We start from the raw sequence: 21912 nt of genomic DNA, 5'->3' as shown, positions 1-21912 counted from the left end.
GGGCTACCATGGCGCCATCCTTCGCATCCAGGGAAGTCCACCCATGAACCGGATCGCGCTCGCCTCCCTCCTGCTCGCACCGCTCCTCGCCGCGGGCTGCGCCCCGCTCGTGGTCGGGGGCGCCGCAACCGGGGTCGCGGTGGTGCACGACCGGCGCACCGCAGAGGCCGTGCTCGACGACCAGGCCATCGAGCTCAAGGTGGCCTCGTGGCTTGCCGGGGACGGCGAGATCAAGGCCCGCGCCCACGTCTCCGTGACCAGCTACAACCGCATCGTCCTCCTCACCGGCGAGGCCCCGACGCCGGCGCTTCGCGCCCGCGCCGAGGCCATCGCCAGGCGCCACCCCAAGGTGCGCGCGGTGCGCAACGAGATCGCCGTCGCCACCCCCACGACCCTCGGCCGCCGCTCCCGCGACGCCCTCGTCACCGGCCGCGTCAAGGCCGCGCTGGTGGGCATCGAGGATCTGCCCGGCTTCGACCCCACCCGCGTCAAGGTGGTGACCGAGAACGGGACCGTCTACCTCATGGGGCTGCTCTACCGGCGCGAGGCCGACGCGGTGGTGGCGCGGGCCCGCGGCGTCGACGGCGTGGCCCGCATCGTCCGCGTCTTCGAGTACCTGGACTGACGTGGCGGGCGGGATCGGCGAGCGCTTCCTCGCCGCCCTCGAGGGGGTCGTGGGCGCCGCCGCGGTGCGCGCCGCGCCCGCCGACTGCTGGCCCTACGGCTACGACAACAGCCGCCGCCATGCCGCCCCGGGGGCCGTGGTCTTCCCGGCCTCGGAGGAGGAGGTGGCGGGGGTGGTGCGCCTGTGCGCCGAGCACCGCATCCCCCTCGTGGCGCGGGGCCGCGGCACCGGCACCACCGGCGCCGCGGTGCCGACCCCGGGCGGGGTGGTGCTCAGCACCGAGCGCATGGCGCGCATCCTCGCCGTGGAGCCCGACGACCGCCTCCTCGTCGCCCAGCCCGGCGCCACCAACGCCGAGGTGCAGGAGGCGGCCGCGGCCCACGGCTTCTTCTGGCCGCCCGATCCCACCAGCGCCGCCTTCTGCACCGTCGGCGGCAACCTCGCCTACAACTCGGCGGGACCGCGCGCGGTGAAGTACGGGACCTGCCGCGAGAACACCCTCGGCCTGCGCGCCGTGGACGGCACCGGCCGGGCCTTCCGCACCGGCGTGCGCACCACCAAGGGCGTGGTGGGATACGACCTCACGCGGCTCCTCGTGGGCTCCGAGGGGACGCTGGCGGTGATCACCGAGGCGACGCTGCGCCTGGTGCCGCTGCCCGAGGCCACCGCCACCCTGCGCGCCGTCTACACCGACGTCGGCGCCGCGGCACGGGCGGTGGCCTCGGTGATGGCCCAGCCCGTCACCCCCTGCGCGCTCGAGTTCATGGACGGCAACGCCATCGCGCTGGTGCGCGAGCGCCCCGAGGCGGACCTGCCGGCCGGGGCGGGGGCGATGCTCATGATCGAGGTGGACGGGCCCGCCCACGGCATCGACCACGCCGCCGAGGCCGTGGCCCGCGCCGCCTCGGTGGAGGGGCTGGTGGATCTGAGGCGGGCGCGGGATGCGACGGAGGTGGCGGCGCTGTGGGCGGCGCGCAAGGCGCTCTCTCCGGCGCTGCGCCAGATCGCGCCGAAGAAGATCAACGAGGACGTGGCGGTCCCGGTCTCGCGCCTGCCCGCGCTGATCGAGGGCCTCGGGGCCCTTGCCCGCCGCCACCGCATCCGCATCGTCAACTTCGGCCACGCCGGCAACGGCAACATCCACGTCAACCTCCTCGCCGACCCGGACGACGCCGACGAGATGGCGCGGGCCCGCGCCTGCCTGGCCGAGGTCTTCGACCTCGTGCTGCGCCTCGACGGCACCCTCTCGGGCGAGCACGGGGTCGGCCTCGAGAAGCAGCCCTTCGTCGGGCGCGAGCTCGACGCGCACGTCATCGCCCTCTCCCACGCCATCAAGGCGCAGTTCGACCCCTTCGGGATCCTGAACCCGGGCAAGGTCTTCCCGCCGCCGGATCAGGAGGCTTCCGCGAGGAGCCGCCGGTAGAGGGCGGCGTCCTCGGCGCCGAAGCAGCAGGCGATGATGCGCTCGAAGTGGGGTTCGTGCGCGCGCATGACGCCGAGGGCGATGCGCGCCGCGCGCTCCTTGGGGAAGCCGTAGGCCCCGGTGCTGATGGCGGGGAAAGCGATGCTGCGCACCCCGTGCTCGCGGGCGAGGCGGAAGCTCTCGCGGTAGCAGGACTCGAGGAGGGCGTCCTCGCCGCGGTCGCCGCCGCGCCAGACCGGGCCCACGGTGTGGATGATCCACCGCGCCGGCAGCCGGAAGCCCGGGGTGATGCGGGCCTGCCCGGTGGGGCAGCCGCCGAGGCGGGCGCAGTGGGCGCGAAGCTCCGGACCCGCGGCACGGTGGATGGCGCCGTCCACACCGCCGCCGCCGAGCAGGGTCTCGTTGGCGGCGTTGACGATGGCGTCCACCTCGAGCCGGGTGATGTCGCCCTCGACGACCTCGATCACCCCCGCCCCCCGCGCGCCGCTACTTGATCACCCGCAGGTGCGGCCGACCCCCTCCGCCCTGGGGGCGCGCCCCGTGGGCATCGCCGGCCTCGTCCTTCGCCGCCGGGGTATCGGCCTCCTCGGCGGCGAGGTCGTCGTCCGTGAACATCATGCCGCGCCCGTTCTCGCGCGCGTAGATGGCCATCACCGCCGCCACCGGCGCGGCCACCGCGTAGGGCGCGCCGGCGAAGCGGGCCTGGAAGCGGATCTCGTCGTTGCCCAGCACCAGGCCCTGGACGGCGCGCGGCGCGACGTTGAGGACGATGCGCCCGTCCTGGACGTAGCGCTCGGGCACCTCCACCCCCGGCCGCGTACAGTCGACCACCAGGTGCGGCGTCAGCCCGTTGTCCACGATCCACTGGTAGAGGGCGCGGATCAGATAGGGGCGACTCGGCGTCATGGCATCACCTCGACCCCAGTATAGCCGGCCGGCGACCCGTCAGCCCCGCAGCTCCCGCTCCGCCTCGGACAGGCTCTCCCGGAAGGCATCGCGGGCGAACATGCGCTCGGCATAGGCGATCACGGGGCGCGCCTCCCGCGGCAGCTCCACCCCCCAGGCCGGCAGCCGCCACAGCAGCGGCATCAGGCAGCAGTCGGCGAGGGTGAGTTCCTCGTTGAGGAAGAAGGGCTTGAGCTCGAAGAGCTCGGCGCTCGCCGTGAGGCTGTCGCGCAGCAGCCTGCGGGCCTTGTCCGCGCGCGTCGCGTCCTCGCCCTCGATGAGGCGGATCAGCCGGTACCAGTCGTGCTCGATGCGGAACATGCCGAGACGGATGCGCGCCCTCGCCACCGGATCGATGGGCATCAGCGGCGGATGCGGAAAGCGCTCGTCCAGGTACTCCATGATGACCCGCGCGTTGTAGAGCACCAGGTCGCGGTCGAGCAGCGTCGGCAGGCTCTGGTACGGATTCAGCTCCAGCAGATCCTCGGGGAACGCACCCGGGGCGACGTACTCCACCTCCCCCTGGATCCCCTTCTCCGCCAGCACGATGCGGGTCTGGTGGCTGTAGGGATCGAGCGGGTCCGAGAACAGCGTCATCACCGTGCGGCGGGTCGCGGCCAGCGCCATGTCTGCCCCCCCCTTGCAGGCTGTGTCCAGGCGATGATCGTAACGCAACGGGGCGCGGGAGGCCCGGACGGCCTCCCGCGCCCGCATCCCGCAGCGGACGCGCTCAGTGCACGTCCTTCCAGTACTCCTTCTTGAGCAGGTAGCTCAGGACGAAGAGCACCGCGAGGTAGAGCAGGACCCAGAAGCCGAGGCGCTGCCGCTCGAGCTGCATGGGCTCGCCCAGATACGCCATGAAGGCCACGAGGTCGCGGACGGCGCGGTCGAACTCCTCGGGGCTCATCTTCCCCGGGGTGCCGGGCTCGAGCCGCTCGATCACCGTCTGCCCCTCGGCGTTCTTGGTGAACACGGCCCGCTGCAGCCCCTGCAGATCCGCCATCACCCACGGCATGGCGACGTCCTTGAAGAGGGCGTTGTTGACCCCCCACGGGCGCTTCTCGTCGGCATAGAACGAGGTGAGATAGGTGTAGAGCCAGTCCACACCCCGCGAGCGCGCCACCAGGGTGAGGTCCGGCGGCGTGGTGCCGAACCACTTGGCGGCCTGCTTGGGGTCGACGTTGACGGCCATGAGCTGGCCCACCTTCTCGGCGCCGCGCAGGTACTCCGTCTTCAGGGTCTCCTCGTCGATGCCGAGGTCCTTCCCCATGCGGTTCCAGCGGTGGAAGGAGGCCCCGTGGCAGCTCAGGCAGTAGTCGACGAACAGCCTCGCCCCACGCCGCAGCGATTCCTTGTCGGCGAGGTCGATGTCGACCTCCTTGAGGTGCCCCCCCTCGGACGCCGCCGCCAGGCCCGGCAGCCAGGCCAGCAGCAGGATTGCAACGATCTTCCTCATCACGTCACCCTCTCCGGAACCGGCTTGGTCTTGTCGATCTTGCTGTAGAGCGGCATCAGCACAAAGAAGGCGAAGTAGATCACGGTGCAGATGCGCGCGACGAGGGTCCGCGCCGGCGTCGGCGGCAGCATGCCCAGGTAGCCGAGGATGAGGAAGGCCACCGCGAACAGCGCCAGCGCCAGCTTGAACAGCGGCCCCTTGTAGCGGATCGACTTGACCGGGCTGCGGTCGAGCCAGGGCAGCGCCATGAAGATCAGCACCGCCGCCCCCATCGCCACGACCCCGAGGAACTTGTCGGGGATCGCCCGCAGGATCGCGTAGTAGGGCGTGAAGTACCACACGGGGGCGATGTGCTCCGGGGTCTTGAGCGGGTTGGCCGGCTCGAAGTTCGGATATTCCAGGAACTTGCCGCCCATCTCCGGGAAGTAGAACACCACCACCGCGAACAGGAACATGAAGGCCACCGCCCCCATGATGTCCTTCACCGTGTAGTAGGGGTGGAAGGGGATCCCGTCCAGCGGCACGCCGTTCTCGTCCTTGTTCTTCTTGATCTCGATCCCGTCGGGGTTGTTGGAGCCCACGTGGTGCAGGGCCATGATGTGGACCACCACCAGCCCCAGCAGCAGGATCGGGACCAGGATGATGTGGAACGAGAAGAAGCGGTTCAGGGTCGCATCGGAGATGACGAAGTCACCGCGGATCCACTCCGCAAGACCGGGCCCGATCACCGGGATGGCGCCGAACAGCGACGTGATCACCTGCGCGCCCCAGTAGGACATCTGCCCCCAGGGCAGGAGATAGCCGAAGAAGGCCTCGGCCATCAGGCCCAGGTAGATGAGCATCCCGATCAGCCACACCAGCTCCCGCGGGCTGCGGTAGGAGCCGTACATGAGTCCGCGGAACATGTGCAGATAGACGACGACGAAGAACGCCGACGCCCCGGTCGAGTGCATGTAGCGCAGGAGCCACCCCCACTCGACGTCGCGCATGATGTATTCCACCGACGCGAAGGCGAGGTTGGCGTCCGGCTTGTAGGCGGTGGCGAGGAAGATGCCGGTCACGATCTGGTTGACCAGCACCAGCAGCGCCAGCGACCCGAAGAAGTACCAGAAGTTGAAGTTCTTGGGCGCGTAGTACTTGGAGAGGTGGCCCTCCCAGAGCTCGGTGGCCGGGAAGCGCGCATCCACCCACTCCATGAACCTGCTCTTTGCGCTCGCCATCACGCGGCCTCCTGGTCAACACCGACGATGATGCGGTTGTCGGCGAGGTACTTGTGCGGCGGCACCACGAGGTTGAGCGGCGCCGGCACCCCCTTGAAGACGCGACCCGCGAGATCGAAGCGCGAGCCGTGGCAGGGGCAGAAGAAGCCCCCCTTCCACTCGGGGCCGAGGTCCTCGGGGGCGACCTCCGGGCGGTACAGGGGCGAACAGCCCAGGTGCGTGCAGATGCCCACCAGGACCAGGATCTCGGGCTTGATGGAGCGGTAGAGGTTACGCGCGTAGGGCGGCTGCTGCGGCTCCTTGGATTCGGGGTCGCGCAGCTGGTCGTCGAGGGTCGGCAGCGCCTCCAGCATCTCCTTCGTGCGCCGCACGATCCAGACCGGCTTGCCGCGCCACTCCACGATCATGCGCTGGCCCGGCTCCAGCTTCGAGATGTCCACCTCCACCGGCGCGCCCAAGGCCTGCGCACGCGCGCTGGGCTTGAGCGAGGCCACGAAGGGGACGATGGCGAAGGCCGCACCGACCCCGCCGACCACCGAGGTCGCCGCGGTCAGGAAGCGCCGCCTCCCGACGTCCGTACCGTTGTTGCCCATGATGCCCTCCCGCCGATTTTCCGGGGCCGCCCCGACAGCCCCTTATGGACGGATAACGTTTTGTTTCAGGGAAAAAATCGGGACCGCATTATGGGGAAGCGTCCCCCCCCGGTCAAGCGCCCGGCTCAGACCGGGTTGTCGATCTCCACGTGGCGGTGCTCGATGCCGAAATGCTGCGCCAGGTGCTCGCCCAGCGTCCGCACCCCGTAGCGCTCGGTGGCGTGGTGGCCGGCGGCGAGGTAGTGCACGCCGAGCTCCCGCGCGGCGTGGAAGGTGGGCTCCGAGATCTCGCCGCTGAGGTAGGCGTCGAAGCCGCGCGCGGCCACCGCCTCGAGATAGCCCTGGGCGGCCCCGCTGCACCAGGCGATGCGCCGCACCGGATGCTCGCCGCCCGCGACCACGAGCGGATCGCGCCCGAGCCGCGTCGCCACCCGCCGGGCCAGCTCCGCCAGGGGCAGCGGCTCGGGGAGCTCGCCCCAGAAGACGATCTCCGGCCCCTCCCCGGGGGCGAAGCGTCCGTCCTGGGGCAGCCCGAGGATGCGGCCGAGGGCGGCGTTGTTGCCGAGCTTGGGGTGGGCGTCCAGGGGCAGGTGGTAGGCGAGGAGGCTCATCTGCGCCTCCAGCAGCAGCGCCAGGCGCGCCCGCCGCATCCCCGTCACGCAGGGCGATTCGCCGCGCCAGAAGTAGCCGTGGTGGACGAGCACGGCGTCGGCACCCGCCTCGCGCGCCGCCTCCAGCAGGGCGAGGCTCGCGCTCACCCCGGTCACCAGCCGACCGACCCGCGCCCGGCCCTCCACCTGCAGCCCGTTGGGCGCGTAGTCCTGGATGCGCCCGCACTCCAGCAGCGTGTCGAGATAGGCCACCAGGGCGCGCAGATCCACCATGCGGAACACCTCCGTGGCGGCAGGATGGGCGGCGTGCTAGCTTAGTCGGCGCCATGGGCACCCGCAAATGGATTCCCCCGGGGCTGCGCCTCGCGGTGCTCTTCGCCGCGGCCGCCGCCGTCGTGCTCGCGCTGCGCCCGGATCTGCTGCCGCAGCGGGAGGTGCGGATCACGCGCAGCGCGCCCCCGCAGGCCGCCGCGCCCGCCCCGGCCTCCTACGCCGACGCCGTGGCGCGCGCCGCCCCCGCCGTGGTCAACGTCTACACCGCGCGCGTCGTGACCCAGCGCCCGAGCCCCCTCGCCGAGGACCCGGTGCTGCGCTTCTTCTTCGGCGACGAGCTCGAGCGCATGCCGCGCCGGCGGGTGCAGAACAGCCTCGGCTCCGGCGTCATCGTCAGCCCCCAGGGCTACATCCTCACCAACAACCACGTCATCGAGGGCGCCGACGAGATCCAGGTCGCGCTCGCCGACGGACGCACCGCCGAGGCCCGCGTCGTCGGCACCGACCCCGACACCGACCTCGCCGTGCTGCGCGTCGATCTCGAGCGGCTGCCGGCGATCGTCCTCGGCGACTCGGGACACCTGCGCGTGGGTGACGTCGTCCTCGCCATCGGCAACCCCTTCGGCGTCGGCCAGACCGTGACCCAGGGCATCGTCAGCGCCACCGGCCGCAAGCGCCTCGGGCTCAACACCTTCGAGAACTTCATCCAGACCGACGCCGCCATCAACCCGGGCAACTCCGGCGGCGCCCTCGTCGACGCCCGCGGCACCCTCGTGGGCATCAACACCGCCATTTTCTCGCGCTCGGGCGGCTCCCAGGGCATCGGCTTCGCCATCCCGGTGGACCTCGCCGCCGAGGTGCTCGAGCAGATCATCCGCCACGGCCGCGTGGTGCGCGGCTGGCTCGGGGTGGAGATCCAGGAGCTGACGCCGGCGCTGGCCGAGTCCCTGGGCGCCGAGCCCGGCCGCGGGGTGCTGGTGGCGGGGGTGCTGCGGGGCGGGCCCGCCGACCGCGGGGGCATCGAGCCCGGCGACGTGCTCCTCGCCATCGACGGCGCGCCCCTGGCGACCCCGGACGACCTGCTCGAGCGCATCGCGCGGCGCCGCCCCGGGGAGACCGTGCGCGTGGAGATCCTGCGGCAGGGCCGGCGCCTCGCGCTGGAAGCCCCGGTCGGGCAGCGCCCGGCGCGCCTGCCGGGCCGCTAGCAGCGAGGGAGGTCGGATCGCGATGCGGGTCGTGGTCGTCGGCAGCGGGCTGCTCGGGGTGGCCGCCGCCTGGTTCCTGCGCCGCGCGGGGGCGGAGGTGACCGTGCTCGAGCGGCGCGAGGGGGCGGCGCTGGAGACCAGCTTCGCCAACGCGGGCATGCTCACCCCCAGCATGGCCGACCCTTGGAACGCCCCCGGCGTCTTCTGGAAGGTGCTGCGCTGGCTCGGGCGCGAGGACTCACCGATGCTGCTGCGCCCGCAGGCGCTGCCGTCGATGCTCGGCTGGGGCCTGCGCTTCCTCGCCAACTCCACACCCGAGCGCTACCTGCGCAACACCGCCCGCAACGCCCGTCTCGCCAACTACAGCCTCGCGACCCTGCGCCGCCTGCGCGACGAGCTCGGGCTCGCCTACGATCAGCGCACCCTCGGCACCCTCAAGGTCTTCCGCAGCCACGAGGCCATGCGCCACATGGTGGAGCTGGCGCGCTTCCTCGAGGAGCACGGGGTCGTCTCGCGCGTGCTCGACGTCGACGGCGTGCTGGAGGTGGAGCCGACGCTGGCGCCGGTGCGCGCGCGCCTCGTCGGCGGCATCCACTACCCCGGCGACGAGTCCGGCGACGCCCACCTCGCCTGCCGCCAGGTGGCCGAGCACGCCGCCCGGGCCGGCGTCGTCTTCCGCTTCGGGGTCGAGGTCACGGGCCTTGTCCGCCGCGGCCGCCGCCTCGCCGCGGTGCAGACCACGGAGGGTCCGGTGGAGGCCGACGCCTTCGTCCTCGCCGCCGGCAGCTACAGCCCCCTGCTCGCGCGCCGCCTCGGCCTCGACCTGCCCATCCGCCCGGTCAAGGGCTATTCCATCACCGTCCCCTGCGGCGACTGGAAGGAGGAGCTGCACCTGCCGGTGGTGGACGACGACCTGCACCTGGCGATCACGCCTCTCGGACGGCGCCTGCGCGTCGCCGGCACCGCCGAGTTCACGGGCTGGGACACCACCGTCCGCCCCGGACGCATCGCCATGCTCAGGCGCCTCGTGGAGGAGCTCCTGCCCACCTTCGCACCGCACCTGCGCAGCGCCGAGATCGCCGAGTGGGCGGGCCTTCGCCCCATGAGCTGCGACGGCGTACCGATCCTCGGGCCGACCCCGGTGGAGGGGCTCTTCCTCTGCACCGGGACCGGCCACCTGGGCTGGACATTGGCCTGGGGCGCGGGCCGCCTCGTGGCCGATCTCGTCACCGGCCGCACTCCGCACCTCGACCCCGCCGACTACGCCCTCGCCCGCTTCGGCTGAGGGCCGCGGTCAGCGCCCGTAGCGGTCCTCGAAGCGGACGATGTCGTCCTCGCCCAGATAGGGCCCGGACTGCACCTCGATCAGCTCCAGCGGGATCTTGCCCGGGTTCTCGAGGCGGTGGCGCACCCCCACCGGGATGTAGGTGGACTGGTTCTCCGTGAGGAGGAAGCTCTCCTCGCCGCGGGTCACCCGCGCCGTGCCGCGCACCACGACCCAGTGCTCGGCCCGGTGGTGGTGCATCTGCAGCGACAGGCTCGCGCCGGGGTTCACCGTGATCCGCTTGACCTGGAAGCGCTCGGCCCGGTCCACCGTCTCGTAGCTGCCCCAGGGGCGGTAGACGCGCCGGTGCAGGAGCGCCTCCTCGCGTCCCTCCGCCTTGAGGCGGGCGACCAGCGCCTTGACGTCCTGGACCCGCTCCCTGGGCGCCACCAGCACCGCGTCGGCGGTCTCCACCACCACGTGGCCCTCGAGCCCGACCGCGGCGACGATGCGGCTGGTGGCGTGCAGGTAGGAGCCGCGCACGTCCTCGGCGAGGACGTCGCCGAGGACGACGTTGCCCGCCTCGTCCTGCTCGCGCGCCTGCCACAGCGCCGACCACGAGCCGACGTCGCTCCAGCCCGCATCCAGCGGCTGGACCACCGCGGCCTCGGTGCGCTCCATGACCGCATAGTCCACCGAATCCGACGGGCAGGCCTCGAAGGCGCCGCGGTCCGGGCGCACGAAGTCGGCGTCCTCCGCGCGTCCCGCCCACGCCCCCCGGCAGGCCTCGAGGATCGCCGGTGCATGGCGCGCCAGCTCCTCCAGATAGCGCCCGGCGCGGAACAGGAACATGCCGCTGTTCCAGTAGTAGCCCCCCTCGGCGAGGAAGCGCTCGGCGGTGGCGCGGTCGGGCTTCTCGACGAAGCGCGCGACGCGGAAGGCGCCGCCGTCGAGCGGCGCGCCGGCGCGGATGTAGCCGTAGCCGGTCTCGGCCGCGTCCGGCACGATGCCGAAGGTGACCAGCGCCCCCGCCGCGGCGTGTGCAGCCCCCGCCTCCACCGCCGCGCGCAGCGCCGCCGCATCCCGCACCAGGTGATCCGAGGGCAGCACCAGCAGGAGCGGATCGGCGCCGCCCTCCTGCGCCGCCAGGGCCGCCAGCGCCACCGCGGGGGCGGTGTTGCGCCCCGCCGGCTCCAGCACCACCGCCCGCGGCCGCACCGCCACCTCGCGCAGCTGCTCGGCCACCATGAAGCGATGGGCCTCGTTGCACACCACCAGCGGCGCCGCCCCCGTCTCCCCGAGCCGCAGCGCCGTCTCCTGCAGCATGCTGCGCTCGCCCACGAGGGGCAGGAACTGCTTGGGGTGCAGCTCGCGCGAGAGCGGCCACAGGCGGCTGCCCGCCCCGCCCGAGAGAATCACCGGCACGATCTCGGTCACGATCGCTCTCCTTCCCTGTGCCTGCGGCCGATTATAGGGCCCGCGCCCGGCGCAGCCCTGCTAGACTGGCCCGCTCGGGAACGGGCCGAGGGAGGGCACGATGGCACGGGGCACGATCCTGGTCACCGGCGGGGCCGGCTACATCGGAAGTCACGTGGTGCTGGCGCTCGGCGAGCGCGGCGAGCGGGTGGTGGTCCTCGACGACCTCTCCACCGGGCGCGCCGACGCGGTCCTGCACGGCGAGCTGGTGGTGGGCGACGTCGGCGACGGCGCCCTCGTGCGCCGCCTGCTTCGCACCCACGGCATCGACACCGTCATGCACTTCGCCGCCCGCACCGTGGTCCCCGAATCGGTGGCCGACCCGCTCAAGTACTACCGTGAGAACACCTGCGCCACGCGCAGCCTGCTCGAGGCCTGCGCCGCCCAGGGGGTGCGCCACTTCGTCTTCTCCTCCACCGCCGCGGTCTACGGCGTCCCCGAGGGCGGCATCGCCGACGAGGACACCCCCACCGCCCCCATCAACCCCTACGGCAGCTCCAAGCTCATGAGCGAGTGGATGCTGCGCGACCTCGCCGCCACCGGGGCGCTGCGGCACGTGACGCTGCGCTACTTCAACGTCGCCGGCTGCGACCCCGCGGGGCGCATCGGCCAGTCCACCCCGGAGGCGACGCTGCTCATCAAGGTCGCCTGCGAGGTGGCCCTGGGCCGACGGCCGGAGCTCGCCGTCTTCGGCACCGACTACCCCACGCCCGACGGCACCGGCGTGCGCGACTACATCCACGTCACCGACCTCGCCGACGCCCACTTGCGGGCGCTGGACCACCTCCGCGCCGGCGGCGCCTCGCTCACCCTCAACTGCGGCTACGGGCGCGGCTACAGCGTGCGCGAGGTCATCGCCGCGGTGGAGCGCGCCCACGGCGCCCCGCTGCCCGTGCGCGAGGCCCCGCGCCGCCCCGGCGACCCCCCCATGCTGATCGCCCGCGCCGAGCGCATCCGGGAAGTCCTCGACTGGCGGCCGCGCCACGACGACCTCGACACCATCGTCGCCAGCGCCCTCGCCTGGGAGCGCCGGCTCGCGCAGGGGGCGCGGTGAACGCAAGGCTCTGGCCGCCGCTCGCGCTGATGGCGGCGATCCTCGCCCTGTCGTCGGTGCCGGGCACGCCCGACACCCCGGTCGTGGGCGCCGTCGCGCCGGGCCTGCAGAACCTGCTCCACCCGCCCCTCTACGCCGCCCTCGCCTGGCTGTGGTGGCGGGCGCTCACCCCGCGCCCGGCCGCGGCCTGGATCGCCGCCGCCCTCGCCGCCGCCTGGGGCGGGCTCGACGAGCTGCACCAGGCGGCGGTCCCGGGCCGCTCGGCCTCCCTCCTCGACGCCGTCCTCGACGCCGTTGGCGCCCTCGCCGCGGCGCTGGCCCTGCGGCGTCGCCGGGGCCTGTAAAGAATTCCGACACCCACGGCGCCGCCCCCCCCCGGCGGACGCCCGCCCCGGTCCCCGCCGACCGCCCCTGCGACCAGCGCGAGCCCGGCCGGCGCGCCACCGGACCCGTCGCAAGGCGCACGGCGGCGCACACCCGGACCCCACCCGCCGCCGGTGTCAGATTTTTTTACACCTGACGGGCGATAGGGTCTTGTCAACAGCCTAATGTATTGATGCAAAAGATCACGTTTTTGATGGCATGATGCTTGCTTGCCGGGACGGCATGGCCCACGATCAGGGAGCATTCGCCATGTCGACCATCCAACGGTTCCGGGAAGTCCCGGCCCTCGTCCGCGCCCTCGCCGCCGGCTGCGCCGTCGCCGGCGCGCTGCTCGCCGCCACGGCCCAGGCGGCACCGGTCTACGTCAACGACTTCGAGGGTGCGCCCGACATGAGCGGGTGGAGCCACACCACCCGCACCACGGACAACAACGGCGAGACCGTCCTCGGCGTCTTCCCCACCAAGTCCGGGAGCGTCGCCGGCCTGTCCTGGGGCGCCACCGGGCCCGTGACCTTCACCCTCCCGGGGCTCGCGCCCGGCCACTACGAGGTCTCCTTCGACCTGTTCCTGATCCTGAGCTGGGACGGCCATGGCGGCTGCTGCCAGCCGGACTTCTTCCGCTTCAGCGTCAACGGCACGCCCTTCGTCGACGCCACCTTCTCCAACAACCCGGGCAGCAACCAGCACCAGGGCTATTCGCCCCTCACCCCGCTCGCCCGCAACACGGTGGACAACACGCCCGCGACGGGCAACAGCGGCTTCAACGTCCTCGACATCACCCCCTTCGCCGGCTCGCCGGCCGGGGCGCGGGTCGCCAACTACCGCTATTCCATGCTCTTCGACTTCACCCACGGCGGCGGTGACCTCGTGCTGGAGTTCCTCGGGCAGACCACGCCCGCGGCGGGCGACCAGTGCACGGTCTTCTGGTGCGGGCTCAACTACTACGACGAGCCCTGGGCGCTCGACAACCTGCGCATCGATGACCTGAGCCGCCCCGCCACCGCCTCGGTGCCGGAGCCCGCGAGCCTGGCGCTGCTTGTGCCGGGGCTTGCCGTCATCGCGGCGCGACGGCGCGCCGCCGCCGGTTGATACCGGCCGCCATCCCAGGAACAGGAGAGGGAAGATGACGAGACCTGCCCACCTCGCCCGGCACCGCCGCCGTCTGCGCCTCCTCGCCGCGGCCCTCGCGCTGGCCGCGAGCGGCGCCACCCACGCCATCCCCGCCGCCGTCCCCGTCGCCTGGTATCCCCTCGACGGCGACGCCGCGGACGCGAGCGGCAACGGGCTCGACGGCACCATCCACGGCAGCGTCACCGCCACCGCGGGCCACGACGGCACCCCCTGGGCGGCGCTCGCCTTCGACGCCGGGGGCTACATCGATCTCGGCAGCCCGTCCGCGCTGCAGATCACGGGCCCGCTGACCCTCTCGGTGTGGATCCGGTTCGAGGTGGGGGGCTCCTGGAATCCGCGCATCCTGAGCTACAACGACCACCACGGCTACACCCTCTTCACGTGGGGCACGGGCACCGCACGGACCCTCTCCTTCGACTACGGCGGCGTCGGCGGCTCACCTGCACGCGTGAGCACGCCGGACCCCCTGGAGGCGGGGCGCTGGTATCACATCGCCGCCGTGGGCGACCCGGCGGACGGGGCACGCCTCTATGTCGACGGCATGCTGGTGGCGTCCAACCCCCTCGCCGTGGTGCCGGAGTTTGCGGGCAGCGCCAACATCGGGCGGAAGTCGAGCTGGGCCTGGGACTGGTGGCGGGGCGCCATCGACGATCTCGCCATCTACGATGTCGCCCTCGACGCCGAGGCGGTGCGGCGGCTCGCCGCGGACGGCCCCGCCACCGCCTCGGTGCCGGAGCCCGCGAGCCTGGCGCTGCTCGTCACCGGCGCGCTGATCGCCGCCGCCGGGCGGCGCAGGGCCCGCCCCCGACGTCCCGGCGGCGCGGGGACCGCACCGACCTCCGGGCGGTGAGGCTGGAGCGGGCCCATGGGCGGAGCGGGGCGGTCCGGCCGGGGCGGGCGCGCCGGGGCGGCGCTGGTCACGGCCGTGCTCCTCGCCCTGCCCCTGGTCTCGGCGGTGGATCTCGTCCGCTTCGTCCGCGCCCCGGTCTGGATCGACCACATGGCCGTCCCCGCCAACCGGCCGGAGCGGCAGCCGCCGCGCCGGGGCGCCCCGGTCACCGTGCACCGCGGCACGGCCGCCTGGTACGCCCTCCTGGGCCTGCGCAGCCTGTTCCTCCTCACCTACGGGTGGGTCGCCCTCGCCGCGCTGCGCCACCGCCTCACCGGGAGGACCCTGCTCGTGTTCCTGCTCGCGGTCATGGCCCACATCGTCGCCGTGGTCTTCTCGGGTGACCTCGCCCGCGCCCTGCAGTGAGGCGGCTCAGCGCAGCCCCGCGCGGCGCAGCAGCGCGACGGCGTGCTCGATGGGCACCGCGTAGCTGATCCCGCTCGGCCGCTCCAGCGCCGCCTCCTTCGTCCCCTGGACGAAGACCTTGTTGACGATGCCCACCACCCGGCCGGTGTCGGGCTCGTAGAGGGGGCTGCCGCTGTTGCCGGGGTAGGCGGTGGCGTCGAGCTGGTAGACCTCGTAGGGCCGCTGGAGGCGGCGGATGAGGACGGGGTCGAGCTCGCGCGCGCGCCCGGCCGGGATCACCACCGGGGTCACCGCCGAGACGATGCCGCGGTGGGTCGCCGGGTAGAGGCCGAGGATGGTGCCGATGGGGAAGCCCGTGAAGGCGTACTCCGCCCCCTCGCGCACCGGACGCGAGCCGCCCAGGGTGAGCGCCGGCAGGCGGGTCGTGCCCTCCTCGATGCGCAGCAGGGCGAGGTCGTGCAGAGCGTCCTCGGCCACCTTGCGCACGCGCAGGGCCCGCCCCGAGGGGCCGCGCCCGACGAAGACCGCCAGCGCCTCGCCCTTCTCCACGTCCACGGGCCCGGCCACGACGTGGGCGTTGGTGAGGACGTGGCGGCCGTCGGCCACCGCGAAGCCGGTGCCGCGGAAGCTCGCCGGCGGCTGGCGCGTGGGCAGGAAGGTCCCCACCCCCACCACCGCGGTACGCACCCGCTCCACGGTGTCCGGCAGCTCCGCGGCCGGGGAGGCGGCGGCGGACAGCGCCGCGGCAAGCAGCGTCCCGGCCGCCCGCATCAGGCGCGGAAGTAGACCCCGAGCCGGCGCAGCTCCGCGATCACGCGCGGGCGCTCCGCGGGCGGGACCAGGTAGCCGTTGACCGCCCGCCCCGAGGGGTCGGGCACGAACCAGAGCGCGGGCAGCGGCAGATAGCCCAGCGAGCCCATGATCCGCACCTGCGTGGCATCCACCCAGAGCATGCGACATCCCTCCGCGTTCCCTGCGAGGAAGGCCATGCACACGCCGTGCCGAACTCATCGGCTCTTTCGATTTCAAAGCGTTGCATCCCTGGCCCATGCGGTCGGCCGGCGATGTGTAAAGCATGCCGACGCCGGGAGTGGGGCCGCCTCAGCCGGCGTCGCCGCCATCCGACCCGAGGCGGGCCATGGCCGCCTCCAGGTGCTCGTTGATGCTCACCGACAGCCGCGCGATGCGCCGGGCCTCCCGCGCGGTCAGGCCGCGGGTCTTGGCCTTGCGCAGCAGCAGCGACCACTCGCGGCGCACGGGCTCGGGCACTGCCTCCCGGTAGCGCACGCCGCGCGCCTCGGCCTTGAGCCGGATGTCGGTGGTGGGCTGATAGCCCTCGGGCCGCTTGTCATCCAGCAGCCACTCCATGGGCGTGATCACCACGCCGTCCTCGCCCTGCGGTTCCTCGGCCACTGCCATTGCCCGCGATCCTCCCGGACGCCCCCCTTCCCGCCCCGACGGGTCCTGCCGCACGGCGGTTTGCCCGCCCGCCGCCGCAGCCCCAATAATAGACCCTTGCGGCGCCATCGGCCGCATCCTCTGCACAAGGAGCCCTCCCGCATGGACGAGAAGCTCGCGGTCGTCGGCCTCGGCTACGTGGGCCTGCCCCTGGCGGTGGCCTTCGGCAAGCGCCGCCCCACCATCGGCTACGACGTCAACGAGGCCAAGGTGGCCACCTACCGCGCGGGCCACGACCCCACCGGCGAGGTCACGGACGCCGAGCTCGCCGCCGCGCGCCACCTGGAGCTGACCTCGGACCCGCGGCGGCTGCGCGAGGCCGGCATCGTCATCGTCGCCGTGCCCACCCCCATCGACCAGGCGCGCATCCCCGACCTCGGCCCCCTGCGCGCGGCGAGCCGCACCGTGGGCGAGCACCTGCGGCCCGGCGCCGTGGTGGTCTACGAGTCCACGGTCTACCCGGGCTGCACCGAGGAGGTCTGCGTCCCCATCCTGGAGCAGGCCTCGGGACTGCGCTGGCGGGAGGGCTTCCATGTGGGCTACTCGCCCGAGCGCATCAATCCCGGCGACCGCGAGCACCGCCTCGAGACCATCGTCAAGGTAGTGGCCGGCGACGACGAGGCCACCCTCGAGCGCGTCGCCCGCCTCTATGGGGAGGTGGTCGAGGCCGGCGTCCACCGCGCCTCCAGCATCCGCGTCGCCGAGGCCGCCAAGGTGATCGAGAACACCCAGCGCGATCTCAACATCGCCCTCATGAACGAGCTCGCGATGCTCTTCGACCGCATGGGGCTCGACACCCTGGAGGTGCTCGAGGCGGCCTCCACGAAGTGGAACTTCCTCCCCTTCCGCCCCGGTCTGGTGGGCGGGCACTGCATCGGCGTCGACCCCTACTACCTCACCTACAAGGCCCAGACCCTCGGCCACCACCCGGAGATCATCCTCGCCGGGCGGCGCATCAACGACCGCATGGGCAAGTACGTGGCGGAGCAGACCGTCAAGCGGCTGATCCGCAACGGCCACGGCGTGCGCGGCACGCGCGTGGCGGTGCTCGGCCTCACCTTCAAGGAGGACTGCCCGGACCTGCGCAACTCCAAGGTCGTCGACGTCGTCCGGGAGCTCGCCGACTACGGCGCCGAGGTGGTGGTCCACGACCCCGTGGCCGACCCCGCGGAGGCGCGGGCCGAGTACGGCATCGAGCTCGCCCCCTGGGAGGCGCTCCGCCCGGCGGCGGCGATCGTGCTCGCGGTGCCGCACCGAGCCCTGCGCGAACGCGCGGCCGGCGAGTTCGCGGCGCTCGCGGGCGATGCCCCGAGCTTCATCGACGTCAAGTCGGCGCTGGACCGGCGCGCCCTCGAGGCCGCCGGCTTCGACGTCTGGAGGCTGTGATGGCGAGGCGCTACCTGGTCACGGGGGCGGCCGGCTTCATCGGCGCGGCCACCGCCCTGCGCCTGCTCGAGCGCGGCGACGAGGTGGTCGGCCTCGACAACCTCAGCGACTACTACGACGTCTCGCTCAAGGAGGCGCGGCTCGCGCGCCTCGCCCCCTTCCCGGCCTTCCGCTTCGTGCGCGCCGACGTCGCCGACCGCGCCGCCATGCGCGCCCTCTTCGCCGCCGAGCGCTTCGACTGCGTCATCCACCTCGCGGCCCAGGCCGGGGTGCGCTACTCGCTGGAGAACCCCGACGCCTACGTGGACACCAACCTCGTCGGCTTCGGCAACATCCTCGAGGGCTGCCGCCACGGCGGCGTCGGCCACCTCGTCTTCGCCTCCTCGAGCTCGGTCTACGGCGCCAACACCCGCCAGCCCTTCTCCGTGCACGACAACGTCGACCACCCCCTCTCCCTCTACGCCGCCACCAAGAAGGCCAACGAGCTCATGGCCCACACCTACGCCCACCTCTACGGGCTGCCGTGCACGGGGCTCCGCTTCTTCACCGTCTACGGCCCCTGGGGACGGCCGGACATGGCCCTGTTCCGCTTCACCAAGGGCATCCTCGAGGGCCGCCCCATCCCGGTCTACAACCGCGGCCGGATGGTGCGCGACTTCACCTACATCGACGACATCGTGGAGGGGGTGGTGCGGGTGGCCGACCGCATCCCCGCCCCGGACCCCACCTGGGACGGCGACCGCCCCGACCCGGCCACGAGCTTCGCCCCCTACCGCGTCTACAATATCGGCAACGGCCGTCCGGTGGAGCTGATGCGCTACATCCGCGTCCTCGAGGCCTGCCTCGGGCGCAAGGCCGAAATGGAGCTGCTGCCCATGCAGCCGGGCGACGTCCCCGCCACCCAGGCCGACACCACCGAGCTCGAGGCCGACACCGGCTTCGCCCCCTCCACCCCGGTGGAGGTGGGCGTGCAGCGCTTCGTGGACTGGTACTGCGACTTCTACGGCGTGCGCCGCTGAGCCGCCGCCGCGGTGTCGGATTTCTTTACACCGGCGTCCCCTGCGCCCCCGCAGGGGACGCGCATACCGTTGATTTCCCACGCATCGGTTCGTGCGGCGCGAAAATTGCATCGAGCCGTGTCAGACGCGAGCGGGGCGCTTGCGAACCGTTTGCACCGATACGATCGAGCAACTAAGCTGATCATCGATCCCGCCGCAAGGCACCGGTCGAGGAGGTCCGGCCCATGGATCAGGAACAGCCCACCAGGCCAGGGACGCGCAGCGGCGAGGCCCCGGCGCCCGACCGCACGCGACGGCGCCTGACCGGCGCCGGGCTCGCCGCCCCGGTGCTGCTCTCGGTGGCCGCGCGCCCGGCGTGGGGCAACCGCTGCACCCTCTCGGCCCAGCTCTCCGGCAACCTCTCGGCGCCCACCGTCACCTGCGAGGGGCTCTCTCCGGGCTACTGGAAGAACCACACCAGCGAGTGGGACCACGGCACCGGCCTCACCTACCGTACCGAGCTCCGCTTCCACGACCCGAGCCACGGCTTCCCCGTCCGCGCCTTCCCCGACACGGGGACGGTGGACTTCGGCGACCGCACGCTGCTCCAGGTGCTGCAGCTCACGGGCGGGGACGATCCCAAGAGGCTGGGCTTCCACGCCGTCGCCGCGGTGCTCAACGCCCAGCGCTTCTACCCCGGAAGCTTCGGCTACGCGCCCGGCGACATCGTCGACATCTACCGCAACTGGACCGGCACCGCGGAGGACCTCAAGGCTTTCTACGAGGCGCTGGAGGTCTCCTGACGGCAGGGGGGGCACCGCGGGGGCGCGCGATGACGGCGACGGCAACGGTGTGGCGGCTGCGCCGCGGGCTGCGGCTTCGCCGGCGCGCCCTCGGCGGCGAGGTGGCGCTGCTGGACGAGGCCACCGGGGCCACCCACCTGGTCGCGCCCGCCGCCGCGGCCATCCTCGAACTCCTCGCTGGCGGCGCGCCCCTCGACACCGCCGCCATCGCCGCGCGCCTCGCCCCGGAGGACCGCTGCCCGGTCCTGCGCGAGGCCGCCGTGCACGATGCGCTGCGGGCGCTGCGCCGGCTCGATCTGGTCGAGGAGGCGGGGGCGTGAGGGTGGCCGACTGCCCCCCGCGGGCGCTGGCGCGGCGCCTCGCCCGCGGGCTCGTGCTGGAGGTGGGCCCGCTCGCCTTCCGCCTGCGCACCCCCTTCCCCGAGATCGCCGCACACCTGCACCGCCTCTATCCCGACCACCGCCTGAGCGGGCCCGACGCCTTCGCGGACTGGAGCGTCGAACTGCTGCCCGGGCGCGGCCTGCGCCGGCGGCTGCGCCCGCAGGCACGGCTGGTGGTGGACGGGCACGAGCCCTTCCGCCCGCTGCCGCGGGGCCAGGCCTGCCCGCTGCTGGAGTGGGGCCTCAACTGGTGCGTCTACAGCCAGGCCCACTGGTGGATCGTGGTCCACGCCGCGGTGGTGGCCGACGGCGACCGCGCCCTGCTGCTCGCGGGCGACTCCGGCGCCGGCAAGAGCACGCTGTGCGCCGCGCTGCTCACCCGCGGCTGGCGGCTGCTCTCGGACGAGCTCGCCCTGCTCGACCCGCGCGACGGGCGCATCCAGCCGCTGCCGCGCCCGGTGAGCCTCAAGGACCGCGCCATCGAGCTCGTCGCCGGCCTCGCCCCCGGGGCCGTCCTCAGCGACCCCGTGGCCACCGACGGCAAGGGCTGGGTGGCGCATCTGCGGCCGCCCCCCGGCAGCGTCGCCCGCGCCCGCGAACCCGCCCGCGCCGCCTGGCTGATCCTGCCCGAGGTGACCCCGGGAAGCCCCCCCGCGGTGGGGGGCGTCGGCCCGGGCCGGGCCCTCATGGCCCTGGTCCGCCAGTGCGTCAACTACACCGCCGTCGGCCCCGACGCCTTCGAGCGCCTCGCCGACATCGCCGCCTCCGTGCCCGCCTACCGGCTCCGCTTCGACGACCTCGCGCAGGCGGCGGCGCTGGTGGACGGGCTCACCCGCCATGCCCGCGACCGTGCCGCGGCGGGCGCCTGAGCCCGTCCACGCCCGTCTCGCCGCGGGGCTGCTGGAGCCGGCCGCCCTCGCCGGGCTGCGCCTCGCCGACTGGGACGCGCTGCTGCCTGCGGCGCGCGCGGCGGGGCTCCTCGCCACCCTCGCCGAGCGCGTGGCGGCGGCCGGACTCGTCGAGCGCGTGCCGGCGCGGGCGCGCCGCCACCTCGAGGCGGCGCGGCGCTTCGCCGCCGCCCAGGCCCGCGCCGCCGACGACGAGCTGCACCGGCTCGCCACCCTCCTCGGCCGGCGCGGCATCGAGCCCGTGCTGCTCAAGGGGGCGGCCTACCTCGCCGCGGGCCTGCCCTGCGCCGAGGGACGGCTCATGGGCGACATCGACCTCCTGGTGCCCGAGACGCGCCTCGCCGAAGCCGAGCTCGCCCTCAAGCTGGCCGGATGGGCCCCGGTCAAGCACGACCCCTACGACCAGCGCTACTACCGCCGCTGGATGCACGAGATCCCGCCCCTGCGCCACGTCCACCGCGGCAGCAGCATCGACCTCCACCACAACATCCTGCCCCGCACCTCGCGCGCCCGCCCGCAGGGGGCGGCGCTCCTCGAGGCCGCGGTGGCGGTGCCGGGCCGCCCCGGCCTGCGCGTGCTCGCGCCGGCGGACATGGTGCTGCACGCCGCCGCCCACCGCTTCTTCGACGACGGCGAGTGCGACCACGCCCTGCGCGACCTCTGGGACCTGCACCTGCTCCTCGGCGCCTTCGGCGGGGAGCCGGGCTTCTGGGACACCCTCGCCGCGCGCGCCGCCGCCTTCGGCCTCGAGCGGCCGCTGGCCTACGCCCTGCGGTGGTGCCGGCGCCGCTTCGGCACGGCGGTGCCCGCCGGCACCCTCGCCGCCGTCGCCGCGCACCTGCCGCCGCCTCCCCTCGGGCGCATCATGGACGCGGTCTGGGAGCGGGCCCTGCGCCCGCCCCATGCCGCCTGCGACGACGCCTGGAGCGGGCTCGCCCGGCGCGCCGTCTACCTGCGCGGCCACTGGCTGCGCATGCCGCCGCGGCTGCTCCTGCCCCACCTCGCCCGCAAGGCCCTGGTCCCGCGGCGCGCCTGAGCCCCCGCGCGGGCGCTGCTAACATGGA

Annotated in this window: 26 protein-coding genes; 15 read left to right on the top strand and 11 right to left on the bottom strand. The window is 73.5% G+C overall.

Going from position 1 to position 21912, the window contains the following annotated elements:
* Positions 1-43 precede the first annotated feature (43 nt).
* Both EDC57_RS11625 and EDC57_RS11620 read left to right on the top strand, forming a co-directional pair.
* Positions 44-625 (top strand): BON domain-containing protein, encoded by a 582-nt coding sequence (locus EDC57_RS11625; protein ID WP_123402072.1) that lies wholly within the window; start codon positions 44-46, stop codon positions 623-625.
* A 1-nt stretch (position 626) separates the two neighbouring features.
* The gene (locus EDC57_RS11620; RefSeq protein WP_425454799.1) at positions 627-2048 is read left to right on the top strand and encodes an FAD-binding oxidoreductase; all 1422 of its coding nucleotides are present in this window, start codon (positions 627-629) and stop codon (positions 2046-2048) included.
* On the opposite strand, the gene EDC57_RS11615 is transcribed toward EDC57_RS11620, so the two are convergent.
* From EDC57_RS11615 to EDC57_RS11585, 7 genes are all read right to left on the bottom strand, one after another.
* Positions 2018-2515 (bottom strand): O-acetyl-ADP-ribose deacetylase, encoded by a 498-nt coding sequence (locus tag EDC57_RS11615; protein ID WP_123402071.1) that lies wholly within the window; start codon positions 2513-2515, stop codon positions 2018-2020. The genes EDC57_RS11620 and EDC57_RS11615 overlap by 31 nt on opposite strands.
* Positions 2516-2534: 19 nt before the next feature.
* The gene (locus EDC57_RS11610; protein WP_123402070.1) at positions 2535-2954 is read right to left on the bottom strand and encodes a ClpXP protease specificity-enhancing factor; all 420 of its coding nucleotides are present in this window, start codon (positions 2952-2954) and stop codon (positions 2535-2537) included.
* Positions 2955-2993: 39 nt separating this feature from the next.
* Positions 2994-3620, bottom strand: a complete 627-nt coding sequence (locus EDC57_RS11605; protein WP_123402069.1) for a glutathione S-transferase N-terminal domain-containing protein — start codon at positions 3618-3620, stop codon at positions 2994-2996.
* A gap of 103 nt (positions 3621-3723) precedes the next feature.
* Complete coding sequence (locus EDC57_RS11600) at positions 3724-4449, bottom strand: cytochrome c1 (protein WP_123402068.1); 726 nt, start codon at positions 4447-4449, stop codon at positions 3724-3726.
* A complete protein-coding gene (locus EDC57_RS11595; RefSeq protein ID WP_123402067.1) occupies positions 4449-5669 on the bottom strand; it encodes a cytochrome b in 1221 nt (406 codons plus the stop codon). Before EDC57_RS11595 ends, EDC57_RS11600 begins: the two co-directional genes overlap by 1 nt.
* A complete protein-coding gene (gene petA / locus EDC57_RS11590; protein WP_123402066.1) occupies positions 5669-6262 on the bottom strand; it encodes a ubiquinol-cytochrome c reductase iron-sulfur subunit in 594 nt (197 codons plus the stop codon). Before petA ends, EDC57_RS11595 begins: the two co-directional genes overlap by 1 nt.
* Before the next feature lie 125 nt (positions 6263-6387).
* Positions 6388-7146 carry a Nif3-like dinuclear metal center hexameric protein gene (locus EDC57_RS11585; protein WP_123402065.1) on the bottom strand — a complete coding sequence of 253 codons (759 nt, stop codon included), beginning with the start codon at positions 7144-7146 and terminating at the stop codon, positions 6388-6390.
* A gap of 53 nt (positions 7147-7199) precedes the next feature.
* Between EDC57_RS11585 and EDC57_RS11580 the strand changes: the two genes are divergently transcribed.
* Both EDC57_RS11580 and EDC57_RS11575 read left to right on the top strand, forming a co-directional pair.
* Positions 7200-8351: a S1C family serine protease gene (locus tag EDC57_RS11580; protein WP_123402064.1), complete on the top strand. Its 1152-nt coding sequence runs from the start codon at positions 7200-7202 to the stop codon at positions 8349-8351.
* Between the two features lie 22 nt (positions 8352-8373).
* Positions 8374-9636 carry a D-amino acid dehydrogenase gene (locus EDC57_RS11575; RefSeq protein ID WP_123402063.1) on the top strand — a complete coding sequence of 421 codons (1263 nt, stop codon included), beginning with the start codon at positions 8374-8376 and terminating at the stop codon, positions 9634-9636.
* Between the two features lie 9 nt (positions 9637-9645).
* Here EDC57_RS11575 and EDC57_RS11570 read toward each other — a convergent pair whose 3' ends face one another.
* Entirely contained in the window at positions 9646-11052 is a 1407-nt protein-coding gene (locus EDC57_RS11570) for a mannose-1-phosphate guanylyltransferase/mannose-6-phosphate isomerase (protein WP_123402062.1), read from the bottom strand.
* Positions 11053-11152: 100 nt separating this feature from the next.
* Here EDC57_RS11570 and galE point away from each other — a divergent pair, with 100 nt between their 5' ends.
* The 5 genes from galE (at position 11153) to EDC57_RS11545 (ending at position 14915) form a co-directional block, all read left to right on the top strand.
* Positions 11153-12145, top strand: a complete 993-nt coding sequence (gene galE / locus EDC57_RS11565) for a UDP-glucose 4-epimerase GalE (protein ID WP_123402061.1) — start codon at positions 11153-11155, stop codon at positions 12143-12145.
* Positions 12142-12489, top strand: a complete 348-nt coding sequence (locus EDC57_RS11560; RefSeq protein WP_211331994.1) for a VanZ family protein — start codon at positions 12142-12144, stop codon at positions 12487-12489. The genes galE and EDC57_RS11560 overlap by 4 nt, the downstream gene beginning before the upstream one ends.
* 289 nt (positions 12490-12778) lie before the next feature.
* Positions 12779-13618, top strand: coding sequence for a PEP-CTERM sorting domain-containing protein (locus EDC57_RS11555; protein WP_123402060.1), 840 nt, complete (start codon positions 12779-12781; stop codon positions 13616-13618).
* Between the two features lie 34 nt (positions 13619-13652).
* Positions 13653-14510: a LamG domain-containing protein gene (locus tag EDC57_RS11550; protein ID WP_123402059.1), complete on the top strand. Its 858-nt coding sequence runs from the start codon at positions 13653-13655 to the stop codon at positions 14508-14510.
* A gap of 15 nt (positions 14511-14525) precedes the next feature.
* Positions 14526-14915, top strand: coding sequence for a hypothetical protein (locus EDC57_RS11545; RefSeq protein ID WP_123402058.1), 390 nt, complete (start codon positions 14526-14528; stop codon positions 14913-14915).
* A gap of 6 nt (positions 14916-14921) precedes the next feature.
* Here EDC57_RS11545 and EDC57_RS11540 read toward each other — a convergent pair whose 3' ends face one another.
* From EDC57_RS11540 to EDC57_RS11530, 3 genes are all read right to left on the bottom strand, one after another.
* A complete protein-coding gene (locus EDC57_RS11540) occupies positions 14922-15686 on the bottom strand; it encodes a S1 family peptidase (RefSeq protein ID WP_123402057.1) in 765 nt (254 codons plus the stop codon).
* Positions 15686-15868 carry a hypothetical protein gene (locus tag EDC57_RS11535; protein ID WP_123402056.1) on the bottom strand — a complete coding sequence of 61 codons (183 nt, stop codon included), beginning with the start codon at positions 15866-15868 and terminating at the stop codon, positions 15686-15688. The genes EDC57_RS11540 and EDC57_RS11535 overlap by 1 nt, the downstream gene beginning before the upstream one ends.
* Positions 15869-16016: 148 nt before the next feature.
* Positions 16017-16334, bottom strand: a complete 318-nt coding sequence (locus tag EDC57_RS11530; RefSeq protein WP_123402055.1) for a hypothetical protein — start codon at positions 16332-16334, stop codon at positions 16017-16019.
* A gap of 141 nt (positions 16335-16475) precedes the next feature.
* Here EDC57_RS11530 and EDC57_RS11525 point away from each other — a divergent pair, with 141 nt between their 5' ends.
* The 6 genes from EDC57_RS11525 to EDC57_RS11505 all read left to right on the top strand — a co-directional run bounded on the left by EDC57_RS11525 (position 16476) and on the right by EDC57_RS11505 (position 21884).
* Complete coding sequence (locus EDC57_RS11525) at positions 16476-17759, top strand: nucleotide sugar dehydrogenase (RefSeq protein WP_123402054.1); 1284 nt, start codon at positions 16476-16478, stop codon at positions 17757-17759.
* Positions 17759-18778 (top strand): NAD-dependent epimerase, encoded by a 1020-nt coding sequence (locus tag EDC57_RS11520; protein WP_123402053.1) that lies wholly within the window; start codon positions 17759-17761, stop codon positions 18776-18778. Before EDC57_RS11525 ends, EDC57_RS11520 begins: the two co-directional genes overlap by 1 nt.
* A 224-nt stretch (positions 18779-19002) precedes the next feature.
* A complete protein-coding gene (locus EDC57_RS11515; RefSeq protein ID WP_123402052.1) occupies positions 19003-19560 on the top strand; it encodes a hypothetical protein in 558 nt (185 codons plus the stop codon).
* Positions 19561-19589: 29 nt separating this feature from the next.
* Positions 19590-19880 carry an HPr-rel-A system PqqD family peptide chaperone gene (locus tag EDC57_RS12870; protein WP_170165135.1) on the top strand — a complete coding sequence of 97 codons (291 nt, stop codon included), beginning with the start codon at positions 19590-19592 and terminating at the stop codon, positions 19878-19880.
* Positions 19877-20809 carry an HprK-related kinase A gene (locus tag EDC57_RS11510; RefSeq protein WP_170165134.1) on the top strand — a complete coding sequence of 311 codons (933 nt, stop codon included), beginning with the start codon at positions 19877-19879 and terminating at the stop codon, positions 20807-20809. Before EDC57_RS12870 ends, EDC57_RS11510 begins: the two co-directional genes overlap by 4 nt.
* Positions 20778-21884, top strand: a complete 1107-nt coding sequence (locus EDC57_RS11505; RefSeq protein ID WP_123402050.1) for a nucleotidyltransferase domain-containing protein — start codon at positions 20778-20780, stop codon at positions 21882-21884. Before EDC57_RS11510 ends, EDC57_RS11505 begins: the two co-directional genes overlap by 32 nt.
* Positions 21885-21912 lie beyond the last annotated feature (28 nt).

Origin of the sequence: Inmirania thermothiophila (assembly GCF_003751635.1) — a bacterium.
Lineage (GTDB): Bacteria > Pseudomonadota > Gammaproteobacteria > DSM-100275 > DSM-100275 > Inmirania > Inmirania thermothiophila.
Note: the sequence above shows the minus strand (reverse complement) of the source record. Positions and strands in the feature narration are given on the sequence as shown.